At 55.9% G+C, this 15083-nt stretch carries 15 protein-coding genes; 10 read left to right on the top strand and 5 right to left on the bottom strand.

Features of this window, described 5'->3' with window-relative positions:
* Positions 1-160: 160 nt before the first annotated feature.
* The 10 genes from ABD735_RS15640 to ABD735_RS15595 all read left to right on the top strand — a co-directional run bounded on the left by ABD735_RS15640 (position 161) and on the right by ABD735_RS15595 (position 10607).
* Positions 161-982, top strand: coding sequence for a putative selenate ABC transporter substrate-binding protein (locus tag ABD735_RS15640; RefSeq protein ID WP_344808296.1), 822 nt, complete (start codon positions 161-163; stop codon positions 980-982).
* A 2-nt stretch (positions 983-984) separates the two neighbouring features.
* Positions 985-1674: an ATP-binding cassette domain-containing protein gene (locus ABD735_RS15635; protein WP_344808118.1), complete on the top strand. Its 690-nt coding sequence runs from the start codon at positions 985-987 to the stop codon at positions 1672-1674.
* The gene (locus ABD735_RS15630; RefSeq protein WP_344808116.1) at positions 1667-3196 is read left to right on the top strand and encodes a PhnE/PtxC family ABC transporter permease; all 1530 of its coding nucleotides are present in this window, start codon (positions 1667-1669) and stop codon (positions 3194-3196) included. The genes ABD735_RS15635 and ABD735_RS15630 overlap by 8 nt, the downstream gene beginning before the upstream one ends.
* Positions 3197-3217: 21 nt before the next feature.
* Complete coding sequence (locus tag ABD735_RS15625) at positions 3218-4339, top strand: GGDEF domain-containing protein (RefSeq protein ID WP_344808114.1); 1122 nt, start codon at positions 3218-3220, stop codon at positions 4337-4339.
* A gap of 173 nt (positions 4340-4512) precedes the next feature.
* Complete coding sequence (locus tag ABD735_RS15620) at positions 4513-5274, top strand: hypothetical protein (RefSeq protein ID WP_344808112.1); 762 nt, start codon at positions 4513-4515, stop codon at positions 5272-5274.
* A gap of 204 nt (positions 5275-5478) precedes the next feature.
* Positions 5479-5988 (top strand): type II secretion system protein, encoded by a 510-nt coding sequence (locus ABD735_RS15615; protein ID WP_344808110.1) that lies wholly within the window; start codon positions 5479-5481, stop codon positions 5986-5988.
* A gap of 225 nt (positions 5989-6213) precedes the next feature.
* Positions 6214-6870, top strand: coding sequence for a methylamine utilization protein (locus ABD735_RS15610; protein ID WP_344808108.1), 657 nt, complete (start codon positions 6214-6216; stop codon positions 6868-6870).
* 10 nt (positions 6871-6880) lie between these two features.
* Positions 6881-9235 (top strand): putative bifunctional diguanylate cyclase/phosphodiesterase, encoded by a 2355-nt coding sequence (locus ABD735_RS15605; protein ID WP_344808106.1) that lies wholly within the window; start codon positions 6881-6883, stop codon positions 9233-9235.
* Positions 9232-10104 (top strand): DUF3034 family protein, encoded by an 873-nt coding sequence (locus ABD735_RS15600; RefSeq protein WP_344808104.1) that lies wholly within the window; start codon positions 9232-9234, stop codon positions 10102-10104. Before ABD735_RS15605 ends, ABD735_RS15600 begins: the two co-directional genes overlap by 4 nt.
* Positions 10101-10607 carry a group I truncated hemoglobin gene (locus ABD735_RS15595; RefSeq protein ID WP_344808102.1) on the top strand — a complete coding sequence of 169 codons (507 nt, stop codon included), beginning with the start codon at positions 10101-10103 and terminating at the stop codon, positions 10605-10607. The genes ABD735_RS15600 and ABD735_RS15595 overlap by 4 nt, the downstream gene beginning before the upstream one ends.
* 9 nt (positions 10608-10616) lie before the next feature.
* Here the strand turns inward: ABD735_RS15595 and ABD735_RS15590 are convergent, their stop codons facing one another.
* From ABD735_RS15590 to ABD735_RS15570, 5 genes are all read right to left on the bottom strand, one after another.
* A complete protein-coding gene (locus ABD735_RS15590; RefSeq protein ID WP_344808100.1) occupies positions 10617-10781 on the bottom strand; it encodes a hypothetical protein in 165 nt (54 codons plus the stop codon).
* A gap of 211 nt (positions 10782-10992) precedes the next feature.
* On the bottom strand, positions 10993-12402 hold the full coding sequence (gene ppnN, locus ABD735_RS15585; RefSeq protein ID WP_344808098.1) for a nucleotide 5'-monophosphate nucleosidase PpnN: 1410 nt from the start codon (positions 12400-12402) through the stop codon (positions 10993-10995).
* Positions 12403-12427: 25 nt separating this feature from the next.
* The gene (locus ABD735_RS15580; protein WP_344808096.1) at positions 12428-12664 is read right to left on the bottom strand and encodes a DUF6482 family protein; all 237 of its coding nucleotides are present in this window, start codon (positions 12662-12664) and stop codon (positions 12428-12430) included.
* Positions 12665-12785: 121 nt separating this feature from the next.
* The gene (locus ABD735_RS15575) at positions 12786-14567 is read right to left on the bottom strand and encodes an iron-containing alcohol dehydrogenase (RefSeq protein WP_344808094.1); all 1782 of its coding nucleotides are present in this window, start codon (positions 14565-14567) and stop codon (positions 12786-12788) included.
* Between the two features lie 172 nt (positions 14568-14739).
* The gene (locus ABD735_RS15570) at positions 14740-14958 is read right to left on the bottom strand and encodes a PA3496 family putative envelope integrity protein (protein ID WP_344808092.1); all 219 of its coding nucleotides are present in this window, start codon (positions 14956-14958) and stop codon (positions 14740-14742) included.
* Between the last annotated feature and the right edge of the window lie 125 nt (positions 14959-15083).

Genomic DNA, 15083 nt, shown 5'->3' with positions numbered 1-15083 from the left:
ATGCACTGGATCGTAAGAATGAAAGGCGGCCTCATCAGTCTGACGATAACCGAGCGAATACAATACGACAATATCACCAGGATACTACCTCATGCTTAAAGCAATGAATTCACGAACAAGACGACTCACCCTGTTCACGCTTCCTCTACTTTTCGCTGGAATGCTGTCTACCGGTAAGGCACTCGCTGAAACTTTGGTATTCACTGCCATTCCAGATCAGGATGAAACCCGCTTGCAGGAGCGCTTCTCGAAGGTGGCTGACTATCTCGAGAAGACGCTGGAAGTCGATGTTCGCTTCGTTCCTGTCAAGGATTACGCTGCCACCGTTTCTGCCTTTCGCAATAACCAGGTGCAACTCGCCTGGTTTGGTGGATTGTCTGGCGTGCAGGCCAGGCGACTGGTCGATGGGTCCGAAGCCATTGCCCAGGGTGTGGAAGATACCCAATTCAAGACTTACTTCATTGCGCACAAAAGCGCTGCCATCGAGCCAGGAGAAGATTTTCCGAAGGATATGGCCGGCAAGACCTTCACTTTTGGGTCCAAGGGCAGTACATCCGGTCGCTTGATGCCCGAGTTCTACATCAGGGAAGAGACAGGGCAGGCGCCTGACAAATTCTTCAGCCGAGTGGGCTTTTCGGATAATCATTCACGCACCATTGCGCTGGTCGAATCTGGGGCCTATCAACTCGGCGCCGTCAGTTTCGATGTATGGGAGACTGAGCTGGCTGCGGGTGATATCGACTTAGATGCCGTTAAAGTTGTATGGGAGACGCCGACCTATCCTGACTATCAGTGGACGATTCGAGGCGATGTCGACAAGACTTTCGGTGAGGGATTCAAGAAAAAGGTTCAGCAGGCGCTGCTGAGTATGGATGATCCCGATCTGCTTGCCAGCTTCCCGCGCAAGAAGTTCATCAAGGCCGAGAACAAGGATTATCAGCAGATACTGAATGTCGCCAAAGACATCGGCCTGATCGACTGAGCTTGAGTACGCCATTAGTTGTATTGGACGATCTTTCGGCCAAATATGGCATGCACGTTGTGCTGCAGGCTGTCTCGTTGCGGATCGAGCGCGGCGAGCATGTTGCGCTGGTAGGTAAAAGCGGCGTGGGCAAGAGCACCCTGTTGAAGCTTGCGTTTTCTGCGCTCACCCGGTCGGTAACGGCAGGTGCCGATCCGATGCCATCCATAGCCTTCCTCCCGCAGGAGCTTGGTCTGGTAACTCAGCTCCCGGTGTTTCATAACGTGTATATGGCGAGACTGGCGCGATATGGCCGGCTGCAGAATCTGCGTAATTTCGTTTGGCCTCAGGCCGCAAGGGCCGCTGAAATGGAATCCATTCTCGGGCAGCTGGATATGCCATCCAGTCTGCGTACGGCCGTAGCTTCATTGTCGGGCGGACAGAAGCAGCGCGTAGCAGTCGCGCGCGCCTTATATCAGGAAGCTGAGGTGCTGCTTGCCGATGAGCCGTGCTCTGCGCTGGATGGTCCTCAGGCTGATAACGTACTGCAGTTACTGACCTCGAGCTTCACCGCCAGTATCGTCGCCCTGCATGATGTGGATCTTGCCCTCAAGCATGCCACAAGGGTCATTGGGCTGCGGGATGGCAGGCTTGCGCTGGATGAACCGAGTGCCACCCTGAGGGCGGCGGATCTCGGGTTTCTCTATGAGTGACCCCGAGCGGGGGCAGGTGAAGCCACCCTTGCCGCTGGGGCTTGGCTCGGCCACCGTTCGTGTCAGTCTCATCTTCCTGGGCGTCGCATTCGTGAGTCTGCTACTGGGTGATATTGAAATCACCACGTCGGACCCGTGGGGGGAGATGCTCCGTTTCGCAGGCGGATTCCTCACACCCTCGCTCGACTCCATCGATACCTTGGCCACTGCCTTATTGAGAACTGTCGGATTTGCCTTTGTCGGTGTTGCGCTTGGCAGTATTGCCGGCTATCTGCTGATGCTGTTCTTCGACAAGGCGCTGGTGCGGGCTTTCTGTGCCTTCATCCGTGCCATCCACGAGCTGTTCTGGGCCCTGATTTTCCTGCAGTTCTTCGGACTGCACCCACTGACTGGTGTCCTTGCCATAGCCATTCCCTACGCCGGGGTTTTTGCCAAGGTCTATGCGGAAATCAATGATGAAACGGATCCGCTTCCTGGCCTTGTCCTTCCACCCATTCGCTCGCGCTTCATTCAGGCCCTGTTTCTGAAGCTGCCGCAGGCCTTTGCGCATGTGAAAAGCTATACCGCGTACCGCCTGGAGTGTGGTTTTCGTTCGAGCGCCATCCTTGGCTTCGTCGGCCTGCCCACATTGGGTTTCTATCTCGAATCCGCCTTCGTTCAGGGTCACTATTCCGAGGTGGCTGCCATGTTGATGATCTTCTACCTCATTATCGCAACGATGCGTTGGTGGTTGAGGCCCAGGCTGCTCCCGCTGTACGTATTGGCATCCCCCTTTTTTCTCGGTGAAGGCTTGCCTATCGTATGGAGCAACGTTGGCCGCTTCTTCACAGAAGACATCGTGCCCGCCCCGCTGAAAAATGGTGTGAGCTGGTCCAGCCCCTCGGAGCTCTGGGAGTGGTTTTCGCCGATAGCACAGGAACAGATTGTGCCGGGCTTGTGGAATACAGTGATCCTCACTCAGATTGCGCTGGTGGCCACTGCAATACTGACCCTGATTGCGTTTGTATTGGTATCGAAGCATTTTGGAGGGGCCAAGCGTCGCTCTGTGGGGCATCTGTTTCTCGTGGTTGGGCGTTCCACACCGGAGTACATTCTGGCCTATATGCTGCTTCAGCTATGGGGGCCGTCGATGCTGCCCGCAGTGGTGGCACTTGCCCTGCACAACGGCTGCATCATAGGTCACCTGATTGGTCGCCAAAGCAATGAATTGGTGCTCAGGCCCGGCACTGGCACCGGAACGGACCTTTATTTCTTCGAACTGCTGCCTCGGCTGTACCGTCCATTTCTGGCTTTTCTATTCTACCGCTGGGAAATCATCATGAGGGAGACAGCAATTCTCGGCGTGCTCGGCATCTATACGCTAGGCTTCTACATAGATAGCGCGATCGAAAATATCCGCTTTGACGTAGCACTTCTTCTGATTCTGGTGACGGCCATGCTCAATATCGCCATCGACATGCTGTCCCGAAAGCTCAGAGCTGGCCTTCGCCTGACAACGATGCCGACGCCGGATGTTCCTTAGCTGCAGTGATCAATCGACACTATGAAGAAGCATGAGAAACCCGCCTCTCAGGGCGTGGCCGACAAGGTTCAGGAGGAAGAGCATCGGCGCCGAACACGGTTCCTGCTGCTCTTTAGTGCCTCCACGAGCGTCATTCTTTCAGGTATCGGGATAAAGGTGCTGCTGAACGGGATGCTGGGTTACGGCCTGGCGCTGCTCACGGCCAGTGCAGTCACCTTATTCGCGTTGGTGCAATATCATTTGCTGAAGCGGCGCGTACTTTTTGAGAATATCACCGTCTTCGCGATGTCGGCGCTCATACTTCTACTGGTGGCGACCGGCGGTGAAAAGGGAACAGCGGCCTTGTGGAGTTATATTTATCCACTGCTCATCACCTATGTCATTGGCCTTCGCAGAGGCATCATCTACTGCACGCTCATGTACATTGCGCTCTTCACTATTGTGCTGGTGCCGGAAGTCCTTGGCCTGCAGTCCCCCTACTCAGACGAGTTCAAGCTACGTTACCTCTTGAGCTACCTGTTCACGACGCTGTTTTCCTTTGTCATTGAAAGTTCGCGCCAGGCATCTTCGGATGAATTACTGAGGCTCGGTAAGGACATCGAAACGGCTTCGAGGATGGATGTGCTGACTGGCCTCGCCAATCGGCGGCACATGCAGAGTCTGCTCGATGAAGCGGAGTATGACTATGGCCGAAGTGAGACTGATTACGCGGTGCTGATGGTAGACGTCGACCACTTCAAAAAGGTGAATGATCGCTACGGTCACAGTGCTGGTGATGTTGCCCTCCAATCTCTGGCTTCGATTTTTGCCAATGGATTGCGCCAGACTGATACAGCGAGTCGTTGGGGCGGGGAGGAGTTCCTGGTTCTCCTGCGCAGTTCGTCGGCTTCGGATGCCCTTCAGATTGCAGAACGAATTCGTGCCGAGACCGAGCAGCTCGAGATCCCCTGTGATACTGACGTAGCCGCTGATGAAGACGACACCACGGCCACTGACAACGTCATCCGTTTGACCGTCAGCGTCGGAGTGGCACTCAGACACCAAGGCAAGTCACTCGATGCAACCCTCCTGACGGCCGACAACTGTCTGTATCAGGCCAAGCATGCTGGTCGCAATCGGGTGTGCCCGCAGGCCTTCGAATAGACGCGTTTTCCGAGCTTTCAGTATACGAAACATCCGAAGCTGTTAAGCTCGCGCTCTCACAGCTACAGTAGCGTCAGGTCCACTATCGCCTCTGTCAAAACAGGGCTTGACCCGAATCGTCCCAACAACAACTCAGGCACCGGATAGGCTGCCCCCTCAAGGAGAAAAACCTCGTGAAATCAGAATATTTGCATCGATCGCTTGCAGCAGGTTCAGTCGCTGTAGCAGGCCTGTTCGTCAGCTCAGCTGTGCTGGCGGCAGAACCCCCACGCTATCATGAGCCTACTCGACATTTTACTGTCGAACGAGGCACTGTGGCGGAAAACAGAGACTTCATGGTGGATCTCGCTACTGGAGGCGAGCTGGATGTAGGTGGCGGTGTGCGCCTGGGCCTTCCGGTAGGCGAGTTGCTGCTGAACAGCGCGATCAGCGGCAGGAACGACAATCAGCTACAAGCCAATGAAGCGACCTTCAAATTCGGTCTTCCGCGAATAGGTACTGGCAACCGTGATGTGAGAATCAATGCCGCTGCCTACGCGGGCCTGGCGCATCTCGATGTAGACGAAGGCCCTGATTTTACCAACGTGGTGATCGGTGCTGCAGCTACTGCCCTCGTTCAGGGGGTCATGCTGACAGTCAGTCCGGAAATCGAGTTCGCCGACGACCAGCGGGACGACACTATATTCAATCTTGGCCTGGCCGCTGCCTATACCTTTGATGAGACCGGCTTTGGTCGATTTCAGCCAAACATCGAGTACGTGCTCATCGAAGGTGGAGATGATGATTTTGATAAGGACGTCGACGATGATCTGATCAATCTCGGTGTTCGCTGGCTGTTCAAGGACAACATTACGCTAGATTTCATCATGCTCGCGAATGGGCCTGACGATATTACGAGTGTGCCTGGCATCATTCGCTTGAACGTGTCTCTCTAGTACTTCCCCTGGCGGGCGTGACGCTGTCACCCCGCCGCCTTTCGCACCAGGCCCTGTCGCAGCGTTTACAAAGCGAGACAGACGGCACACAGATTTCCAGCAAAGCGCTACGCTATCGCCACGGTCATTTCTTAAGCACTCCGTATACTGAACCATAGCGGACAAGTGTCTTACGAATTGGTAATACCAGTGAGCGGGTAACATATGAAACAGGCAAAGAGCGGCTTCACGCTGGTTGAACTTGCAATGCTTATCGTCATCGTGGGCATCCTGTCGGCTATAGTATTTCCCAGATTCGCCGGCCTGAATGGAGAGGCTCGCTCAATTTTGCTCAGCGGCGTGGAAAGCGCGTTGAAGTCTGCCGCAGCGATGTCGTACGCCGCCTACCTGAAAGAAGGCAAGCAGGCGGAGCATGTGATGCTTCAAAAAGCCCAGGTCCGGCTCGAATTCGGCTATCCGGCGGCTAGTGATGCCGGCATTCTGGCGGCTGCAAAGCTGCCGGCCGCTGATTTCAACATTTCTTCGGAAACGGTTTTACTGACGGAGCAGAGCGACGCAGATGCCGCGCCGGCCGAAGCAGGCCCCGTCTCCGTTCAGGTCGTCACTATCAGAGCGCTCAATGCCGTGGACCCCTCGGCTTGCCACGTGACCTATCAGGCGGCCATGGAGCCGAATTCGCGGCCACTCATATCGAGGTCCACAAACGGCTGCTAGAACGGCCTCATCCTCGATGAGCGAGGCGATAGTGAACACATTCCGCTGCTTATGGCGCTGAACAGGCTATCGACTATAATTGAAGGCATCGGTTGAACAGAACTGTTCAACGCTGGTGCATCGGGTATTCCATTGTCTTATTACTCATCTGACCTCAAGGCTCCCTGCGGACTTGGCTCGCAAAAGACTGGTCGATTTTTTCAGGTACTGTTGACGGCGTCTCTAGTGTCCAGCAGCATCGCCGCGGCAGAACTCGAGCTGCGTGTTCTCGATCTGAAGGGCCGCGCCATTCCCAGCGTGGCGGCGATTCTCTACGATGCTCCGCCCCCCGTATCGTCCTCTGGTGAGCGGTCGGCCGGGAATGACCGCATCGAGATAGATCAGGTCGACGAACGCTTCACGCCATCGACGAGTATCGTTGCCCAAGACAGCCGCGTCTGGTTTCCGAACAGCGATAACGTTCGCCATCATGTGTATTCCTTTTCCAGAGCCAAACCTTTCGAACTGACCCTGTACCATGCCAACGATGCCCCGCCAGTGGTGTTCGACAAAACCGGTGTGGTTCTGCTGGGCTGTAACATCCATGACAGTATGCGCGCTGCCGTAGTCGTGACTGACCAGGCGGTCTATGGGGTCACTGATGAGGCAGGGCAGCTCAGTCTGCAACACGGGGCAACAGCCGCTGCACAACTCACCATTGGTCTATGGCACGAGCAGCTGGGCTCAGAAGAGCCTCTAAAATTTGAGCTTGACCTCTCTGGCTCCGGCGATGATCCCCTGACCTTGACGCTCCCCATTAACTGGAAGCCCTCGGCGCCCGAATCGATATCCGATCTGAAGAGCCGCTTGCAGGGCTTCAGGAAAGGCAGCCCGCAACAGTGATTGCCCGTCGATGAACAGCTTCAAGACCCAGCTGCTGCTGGTTTTTTCAGTGCTGATCGCTGCAGCGCTCGGCGCCACGATCTATTCCGTCTTCACAGCCACCGAACAGTCCATCGTGCGTGAAACACGCGAAGAGCTGCAGACGGCGCAACGCGTATTCAGTGCAATTCTCGAAGATCGATCTCTGCAACTGCTGGATCGAACCAGCATTCTCGCCGCCGATTTTGGTTTAAAGCGGGCCATTGCCACAAACGAGCTCGATACCGCCATGAGTGCGCTCGGCAATCACGGAGACAGGGCAGGTGCCGCACTCGTGGCGTTGCTGAACCCTGAGGGCGAGGTGCTTGCCGCGTCACATACCTTGCAGGGCTCGCTGGCCGGGAATATCGCAACAGGCAATGGTGACGCTTTCGTGCGATTCATCGTGGCTGAAGGCGAGCTTTTTCAACTGGCTTTCGTACCTGTGCGGGCGCCTGGACTACTGGCGTGGGTGGGGCTCGGCTTCAAACTGGACGTCGCACTCATGGATTCCTTCAAGTCAATTACCAGGGCCGATATTACGTTTCTGTTCCGTCGCACGTCGGTGACGGCCGGGGGTGGCCTTCTCGATTCACCCTTGAGCATGATTTCTACGCTGCCGGACATGCTCCTTCAAGAGGGCCTCGACGACTCGATGACGCTTGGCCTGGCCAGGGAGGCCTTGCAGGCGAGACTGCAGGATAAAACCTGGTTCAGTCAGTCGCTGACTTTCCAGGCCAGCAATGCTGATGTCACGGGGCTGGTGTCAAAGTCTCTCGACGCCCGCCTCGCTGATTTTTCCCAATTAAGGCAACAGATCGGCACGATCGCGGTAGTGGCCCTGATTCTTTCACTGTTGCTGGCACTATTTTTCGCAAGAAGCCTCAGCAAACCGATTGAAAGCCTCGTCGCCCGGGCCCGTCGAATTGCCAGCGGCGACTACACGAAGGATCTCAAGCTTCAGGCCGCAGCTGAGTTCATGCAGCTGGAATCTGCCCTGCAGACAATGGGCGAGGCGATCGGTGAACGTGAACGCCGCATTCAGTTTCAGGCCGAGCATGACCTCCTCACCTCACTCCCGAATCGGGATTACATCAGCAAGGTCATCGAAAATCGGAAATTCGAAGCAGGGGGTGTCCCCCGTTTTGGTCTGGCTTTAATCAGATTGACCAATCTGACGCCGCTCACTGATGTCTACGGTCAGCGTTTCGCCGATGACCTGCTGCAACAGTTTGCCGATCGTGCACGGCGCTTGCTCCGCCGGGGTGACATGATCGCCCGAATAGATGCTGATCGCTTTCTGGGATATTGCGACCAGTTGGACCATTCGGGAGTCCCCGCGCTCACTGAGAAGATTCTTTCCATCGTGGCTAGACCCTTTGAAGCTGAAGGCATAGAAGTCCGTGTGGAGCTTCATGTAGGCATCGTGCTTTCACCAGATCATGGGGCGTCGTATGACGACTTGCTCCGGCGTGCTCATATCGCCCTTAAAAGCGCTGAGCAGGCGCGGGCGACCGCATCGGTGTACCAGATCGGCATGGATGAGCTGCATTTACGTCAGATCAGGATCACCAGCCGCCTGCAGCTGGCTTTGCACAAAGGGGGCTTTGAGCTGAATTATCAGCCGAAGGTCGATTCCAGCGCTGGTGACTGCAAGCAGGTGGAAGCGCTGCTACGCTGGCGGGATGCGGAAATGGGGCAGATGTTCCCGGATGAGTTCATTCCTCTTGCCGAACATTCCGGTGATATTCTGCTGATCACCGACTGGGTCATTCAGGAGGTCATTCGCCAGCAACTGATCTGGCTTGGCAAGGGCAGATATATCACGGTGAGCATCAATCTCAGCGCACACGATCTTCTGAGCAAGACCTTGGTAGATCGCTTGCTGGGTCAGCTCGCACATGCTGGCCTCGAGAGTCACTGTCTGCATTTCGAGATTACCGAAAGCGCCACCATCAGTGACCCTGTTGCCGCCATTGCACAGCTGGAACGCCTGCGTGACGCAGGCTTCCGCCTGTCTATGGATGATTTCGGCACCGGCTATTCGTCACTCTCTCAGCTGAAGTTGATTCCAGTGCAGGAAGTGAAGATCGACAAGTCCTTCATTCTTAAGCTGGACGAGCAGGAAACCGACCAGCGCCTGGTGCGCTCAATCATCGACATGGGGCACAATCTCGGGCTGAGCATTGTCGCTGAAGGTGTCGAAAACGAGGCGTCTTCGCGACTGCTGACTGCCTGGGGCTGCGAGTATCTGCAGGGGTACTGGTATAGCAAGCCCTTGCCGCCGGAAGCTCTGGAGATCTGGCTGGATGATTTTGAAAACAAACGTAGTGGCGTATTGTCATGAGCCCGGGACGGTTTATGCAGGCGCTGTCGCTCGGTCTGCTAGTCGTGTCGGGAGGGCGTGCCCTGGCGTTGGATGAAGGGCTGCAAGGCAGCAAACTTCTGGGGACTGCTGGCGCGGTCAATATCGAGGGCTCTGGCGGTGGTGGTCTTGTCCCCTGGGCCTTCATTGGCGGATACGGCAGCGACGATGAAGTGGCGGCAACGGTCTCCGCCAGCATGACGAGCGTCGATGATTTCGGGCTCAGAACGACAGGTCTGCTGGTCGGGTTTCATAACCGCCTGGAGCTGTCGCTGGCAAAGCAATGGCTTCGGGTCGATCCTTTGGCGCTGACCATCACGCAGCATGTGGTAGGTGCCAAGCTCAGGCTCTCTGGTGATGTCGTCTACGGTACGATGCCGCAGTTTTCAGCTGGCCTTCAGTACAAGCGAAACACTGAAGCGACTATTCCCTATGCACTGGGGGCTGATGACAACGCTGGCGTGGACGTCTATCTCGCTGCGAGCAAGGTCTGGCTCAACGCCTTGCTCGGCCGTAACCTGGCGCTCAGCGCTACTGCAAGGTATACCGAGGCGAACCAGGGCGGCTTGCTTGGCTTCGGTGCCGTTGGTGAGCGCCCGCAGCTGGTAGGCGAAGCGAGCCTCGCCATTTTTCTCAACCGCTATTGGGCCATGGGCGTCGAATATCGGCAAAAGCCAGATAACCTGGCAGGGGTTCGAGAGCATGACTGGCGCGATGTATTCATTGGCTGGTTTCCATCAAAGTCAGTGTCGATAGTGACCGCTTATACTGATCTTGGATCGGTAGCCGGTCAGAAGCAGCAAGAGGGGCTTTATCTATCGGTCCATCTGAATACCGGGAATCTCAAGTGAAACCAGTCTGGTCACAGCGCTTACGCAGGCTTCGAATGGCGCTACTGATCAGCCTGTCTGGCGGTTTTGGACTACTTGGCGGCTGCGCAACTCAGACACCAATCATGCACTCAGGCACTAGCGCGTCGCAGCCTGTTGAGGACGAGCTCTTTCAGGCACTAGGGGGTCTGGAGGGAATAGAAAACATTGCCGACCAGTTTCTCTATCGTCTGGCAGACAACGATAAGGTCGTTCACTTCTGGCGCAACAGTAATATTGAACGTTTCAGGACACAGTTCGTATCGCATCTCTGCGACCTGAGTGGCGGACCGTGCGTCTACGAAGGCGATACCATGGAGGCGGTTCACCGGGGCATGGACATCAGGCAAAGCCACTTCAATAGCGTTGCCGAAACGCTGGTCCTCGCCATGGAGGATCTGCACGTTCCAACGGCCGCGATCAACGGGCTCATCGCGCGACTGGCGCCTTTACACGACGCCGTTCGCTCTCAGCTTGAGAACTAGAAGGCCCGTCTAGAGCATATCCGCCGCGTCGACACTCGCTTCGTCTTCATCGGGGCTGCGAGCCGCTTTCTTGCGCTCGATCAGATTAAGCAGGAGGGAATTTGTGGAATACGTCAGGCCAACCAATACGGCAAACGATGCAAGCAATATCTCAGGATTAAGGGTCAACAGCATGAATAACTCCGGAGTCTAAAACAGATTTGATGAAGACACTCCGGGGAGTCCTGCCGGGAGCGGATTCATCAAAGTTGTCCTTCGACGCTCGGCCCGCATGATAGACAGTGTCACCAAAAGACACAAGTTAAGCTTCGCACAAGGTATGTCACCAAACGTATCACATGCCGCGATTGGTGAAAAAAATGTCAGGCGAAGCGTCTGTGGCGGACTACTCGAGCTCGAAGGTATAGCAGGGCTCGTAAGTGCTGCCGGGCAGTTTCATGCGTTGCTGTTCGACGAATCCTTCCAGGAGGGAGCCGAGCGCAGACACGAGGTCCCGGTCGCCTTTCAGTCTGAAGGGGCCATGCAGCATGATCTGACGGATGCCGTCGGCCTTCACGTTACCGGCCACGATGCCAGAAAACGCACGTCGCAGGTTCGCCGCCAGCAGGTGGAGTGGCTGGTTTCGGTGCAGGTCAAGGGCAGCCATCGATTCGTGGGTGGGAATGAACGGAATCTGGAAGGCTTCGTCGATGCTGAGCAGCCAGTTGTAGTAAAACGCATCGCCGTGAGATTTACGGTAATAGGTGACGTCCTGGATGCCCAGGCGAACTTCCCGGGCGGTCTGCTCCGGGTCGTCGATGATGATCTTGTAATGTCGACTGGCTTCGGGCCCGAGCGTTCGTTGTATGAATTCGTCGATGGTTCTGAAATAGGTTTCCGACGCTTTGTTTCCCGAAAATATCAGCGGGAAGGGAAGCTTGGCATTGCGTGGATTCAGCAGGACGCCCAGCAGGTACAGGATCTCTTCAGCAGTCCCGGCGCCACCAGGGAATACGACAATACTATGAGCAATACGAACGAAAGCCTCGAGACGTTTTTCGATATCAGGAAGGATGACGAGCTCGTTCACGATAGGGTTTGGCGACTCTGCGGCGATGATGCCGGGCTCAGTGACGCCGAGATACCGGCCGTTGCGAATCCGCTGTTTGGCATGGGCAATGGTGGCGCCTTTCATTGGACCCTTCATGGCGCCAGGTCCACAGCCAGTGCAGATATCAAAGCCACGAATACCAAGTGAGTGGCCAACCTCCTTTGTGAAATCGTATTCTTCACGGCTGATTGAGTGGCCGCCCCAGCAGACAACGAGATTGGGTGTGCGGCGCGGCACCAGAACACCGGCATTGCGTAGAAGATCGAACACGCCATTGGTAATGGCCGAGCCCTGCACTGCAGCTGCGGCATCAGACGCTTTGGCCATTTCCGGAGGCGCAAGTGTTTCGGGGTCGAAAATCTGGCGGCCAGAGTGTGCATACACGACGTCTCTCAGCACCGCATAGAGCTGTTCCTTGATACCGAGTACGAGCTTGCCGTCAACGAAAGCAGACGCTGGGGCGTTGATCAATTCGAGCTTGATACCACGGGGCTGCTGAATGACCTGGATGTCAAAGTCGTGGAAGAGGCGCTCGATTTCATGCGGGTTATCACTCAACTCCCCACTGTTCAGAACGGCAAGCGCGCAATTTCGGAAAAGCTGGTGAAGCCCGCCCTGACTGGTGTCTCTGAGTTGTTCGACCTCGGCCTGGGACAGCAGGTCCATGCTGCCCTCGGGGGTAATTCTGGCGGTTACTTTCTGCATCAGTGAGTCAAGCCGGGCATGTCGTTCAGATTTCCTCGTACGGTGAGTCGAAGACCAGTTTGTAGGCCGGAATGCGAAGCGATTCAAGCGATTCCTTCACATGATAGACGCCGGCGTAGGTTCTTGGCGACCCATTGTCGTTCAAGAGTAGTTCCGTATGGTCGGCAAACGCGGCTTCTACGAGATAGATATCACCTTCGTTGGTAATGATATTGATGTGACGCAGGTCGTCCTGCCGGGCTCTGAGCTGATTGAGGTTCATGATCGTGGTTCCGCTATGATTCGCATGTTGAAGGTACGACATCTGAAAACGGCTACAGGAAACAACAGCAATGGCCGTTTATTTGTAGACGACGCTGAGATCTCATTAGATCAACGTCTCATCACCCCGCTGGGGCCAGAATGAGATGGCCGTGGCCATGACTCTTGAGGTGTTCGGGATATAGTTCGTAAGCTGGCTTGAGTATCGGCAGTAGCTTGACGGCTTTGGGAACATTGCCTTTTGACGTGACCTGGCGCCTCGTGAGCGCGGTCAGGAAATTGGCCTTGCCCTGCCAGAAAGCATGGGCGAAATCAGCTTTCATGCTCATCGTCACTTCAGGTACACCGTCGAAGACATCGCCGAGAAAGAGAACAACCTCACTGCCTGACGCATCCAGTGTGATCACGGCTTTAGGATCGCTGTAGCGAAACTGTACGACCAGGTTGGAGTTCAGCAGGCGGGGCCCGAGCTCCTCATTCTCGATGAGTGACTTGTAGAAATTACCCAGCACGTCGTAGATCATGGCCGAATCCGTAAACACGCGGGCCTTCTCCGGCGCTTTGCCGTCAGCTGCGGCTACCGAAGCGGTGACTGGAGGCAGATAACTGACTGGTGAGGGCTTGCGGGCGTGTAGTGTCTTGAGTACGGCTGCCACGCTGTCCGCCGTTACCTCCTTCGGGTTGTATAGCATCGAGCCATCCATCATGGCGGCTTCGACGACGAGGTCGAACTTCGCGAAATCTGTATCCACCCCCGCATTGACAAGGTTCAGGGGCAAAGCGGCCACCGTCGCCAGCTGGCCGAGCAATTCACGTATACGGGCCACTGCTGCGTGGGCTTCGGCCTTTCTGACGATATCATCGACGAAGCGACCCTTGTCGACAATGGCCCCCATCTTTCGGAGGCCTGCCAGATTCAGCAAGTTTCTCGCCGTGGCGACCGGTTTCGGTAGCTCGATTCTCATCGCTTCGGCAACATCGGCGTAGCGGCTACTGCAAGTCGACATGTTGTAAGTCATGACTTCGGGCAGTACGAGCGCGTTAGCAAGGCCGTGTGGAATGTGATAAACGCCACCCAGGGCATGTGAGATGCCATGAACCATACCGACCATTGACTGCGTGAAGGCCATGCCAGCCAGGCACGAGGCCACCAGCATACGGCCTCTGAACTCGAGGTTCGCTGGCTCGCGGCAGGCATCCAGCAGGCTGTCGTTGACCAGCCTGATGACGTAGAGGGCCAGCGCGTCAGAAGCGGGCTGGGCCTCGCGGCTGACATAGGCTTCTATCGCGTGGGTCAGCGCGTCCATACCGGTCGCAGCAGTGAGCCCTGGCGGCATGCTTGTGGTCAGGGTCGGATCGAGGATGGCGAGTTGGGGGAAGAACTGGGTTTCCGCGAACGGTAGTTTGATGTTCTTTTCAGGGTCGGCAATGATGGCGACCTTGGTGACCTCAGAGCCGGTGCCCGCGGTAGTGGGAATGAGTATCAAGGGCAGAAGTTCGGCGTCTCCGAGCAGGTAGGCGCCCATGTGGTCTTCCGCGCGACCGCCCTTGACGGCCAGTATGTTGGCCACTTTGGCGGTATCCATCACGCTGCCGCCGCCGAGACCGATGATCATATTGCAGCGACTGCTTCTGATGCGTTCAGCGCAGCGCTCGACTGTGGCAATCGTGGAATTGGCGGGCACATCGGAGAAGACTTCACCAATGACCACATTCTTGCCGGCCAAACTGGCCTTGAGGCGATCGGCCAAGCCGAGATCCACAATGACGCCATCGGTGACGAGCATGGCCTTTCTCAGGCCGAAACCGGCTATCGCCTCATCCAGATCATCTACGATATTCGCGCCGTAGATCACCCGGGAAGGCATCGAAAACTCGAAAAATTCTGGGAGCTTGGCTGGCATTTCGAAACCCTATTGTTGTTGTATTTGGTATCTCGTCCGAAGCGCCTCCGGGTTATGGCGAAGAGAGTAAAACGCGCAGTGGACCTACGCAGTATAGCAGCGCGCAGTATGTGCGCCGTAGAGCCCGATGACGACGACCAGTCGAACAGCCAATCGAATGGTCGCGATGCGCCTACTCGTCGAAGTCGAAGGCGTAATCGTCGGTGCTGGAGTGAAGCCGCTTTAGCTCCATGTAATCCTCGATAGCCCGACGGGTCTCAAGCTTGCGAGTGGCGCTGGGCCGGTCCTTGCGTCCACCTTCGTCTGCTGAAGGATCGTCGCTGTTCATTTTGGAGGAAGACTTCTGGAAGTCCATGAAGAGGTTCGAAGCAAAGTCTGTAGTTTGTGTCATAGGAGTGCGATGCTGCCTTTTATTGTAATTGGTCAAAATCGTATGTGTCGTACAGAACTCAGGACACTTGCTCAATGCCCGGTGTAACTTTACAACATAAACTGTGAAACGGCAGCTAAAAAAGT

The organism is Allohahella marinimesophila (genome assembly GCF_039538005.1).
GTDB classification, from domain to species: Bacteria; Pseudomonadota; Gammaproteobacteria; order Pseudomonadales; family Oleiphilaceae; genus Allohahella; species Allohahella marinimesophila.
The sequence above is the reverse complement of the archived record's forward strand: the minus strand, read 5'-3'. Positions and strand labels throughout refer to the sequence as shown.

Excerpts from the sequence above, each read along its gene's own strand:
- ABD735_RS15590 (WP_344808100.1), bottom strand. The coding sequence starts at position 10,781 with ATGCTGTTGACCCTTAATCCTGAGATATTGCTTGCATCGTTTGCCGTA.
- ABD735_RS15615 (WP_344808110.1), top strand. The coding sequence starts at position 5,479 with ATGAAACAGGCAAAGAGCGGCTTCACGCTGGTTGAACTTGCAATGCTT.
- ABD735_RS15580 (WP_344808096.1), bottom strand. The coding sequence starts at position 12,664 with ATGAACCTCAATCAGCTCAGAGCCCGGCAGGACGACCTGCGTCACATC.
- ABD735_RS15575 (WP_344808094.1), bottom strand. The coding sequence starts at position 14,567 with ATGCCAGCCAAGCTCCCAGAATTTTTCGAGTTTTCGATGCCTTCCCGG.
- ABD735_RS15625 (WP_344808114.1), top strand. The coding sequence starts at position 3,218 with ATGAAGAAGCATGAGAAACCCGCCTCTCAGGGCGTGGCCGACAAGGTT.
- ABD735_RS15630 (WP_344808116.1), top strand. The coding sequence starts at position 1,667 with ATGAGTGACCCCGAGCGGGGGCAGGTGAAGCCACCCTTGCCGCTGGGG.
- ABD735_RS15600 (WP_344808104.1), top strand. The coding sequence starts at position 9,232 with ATGAGCCCGGGACGGTTTATGCAGGCGCTGTCGCTCGGTCTGCTAGTC.
- ABD735_RS15605 (WP_344808106.1), top strand. The coding sequence starts at position 6,881 with ATGAACAGCTTCAAGACCCAGCTGCTGCTGGTTTTTTCAGTGCTGATC.
- ppnN (WP_344808098.1), bottom strand. The coding sequence starts at position 12,402 with ATGCAGAAAGTAACCGCCAGAATTACCCCCGAGGGCAGCATGGACCTG.
- ABD735_RS15570 (WP_344808092.1), bottom strand. The coding sequence starts at position 14,958 with ATGACACAAACTACAGACTTTGCTTCGAACCTCTTCATGGACTTCCAG.
- ABD735_RS15640 (WP_344808296.1), top strand. The coding sequence starts at position 161 with ATGCTGTCTACCGGTAAGGCACTCGCTGAAACTTTGGTATTCACTGCC.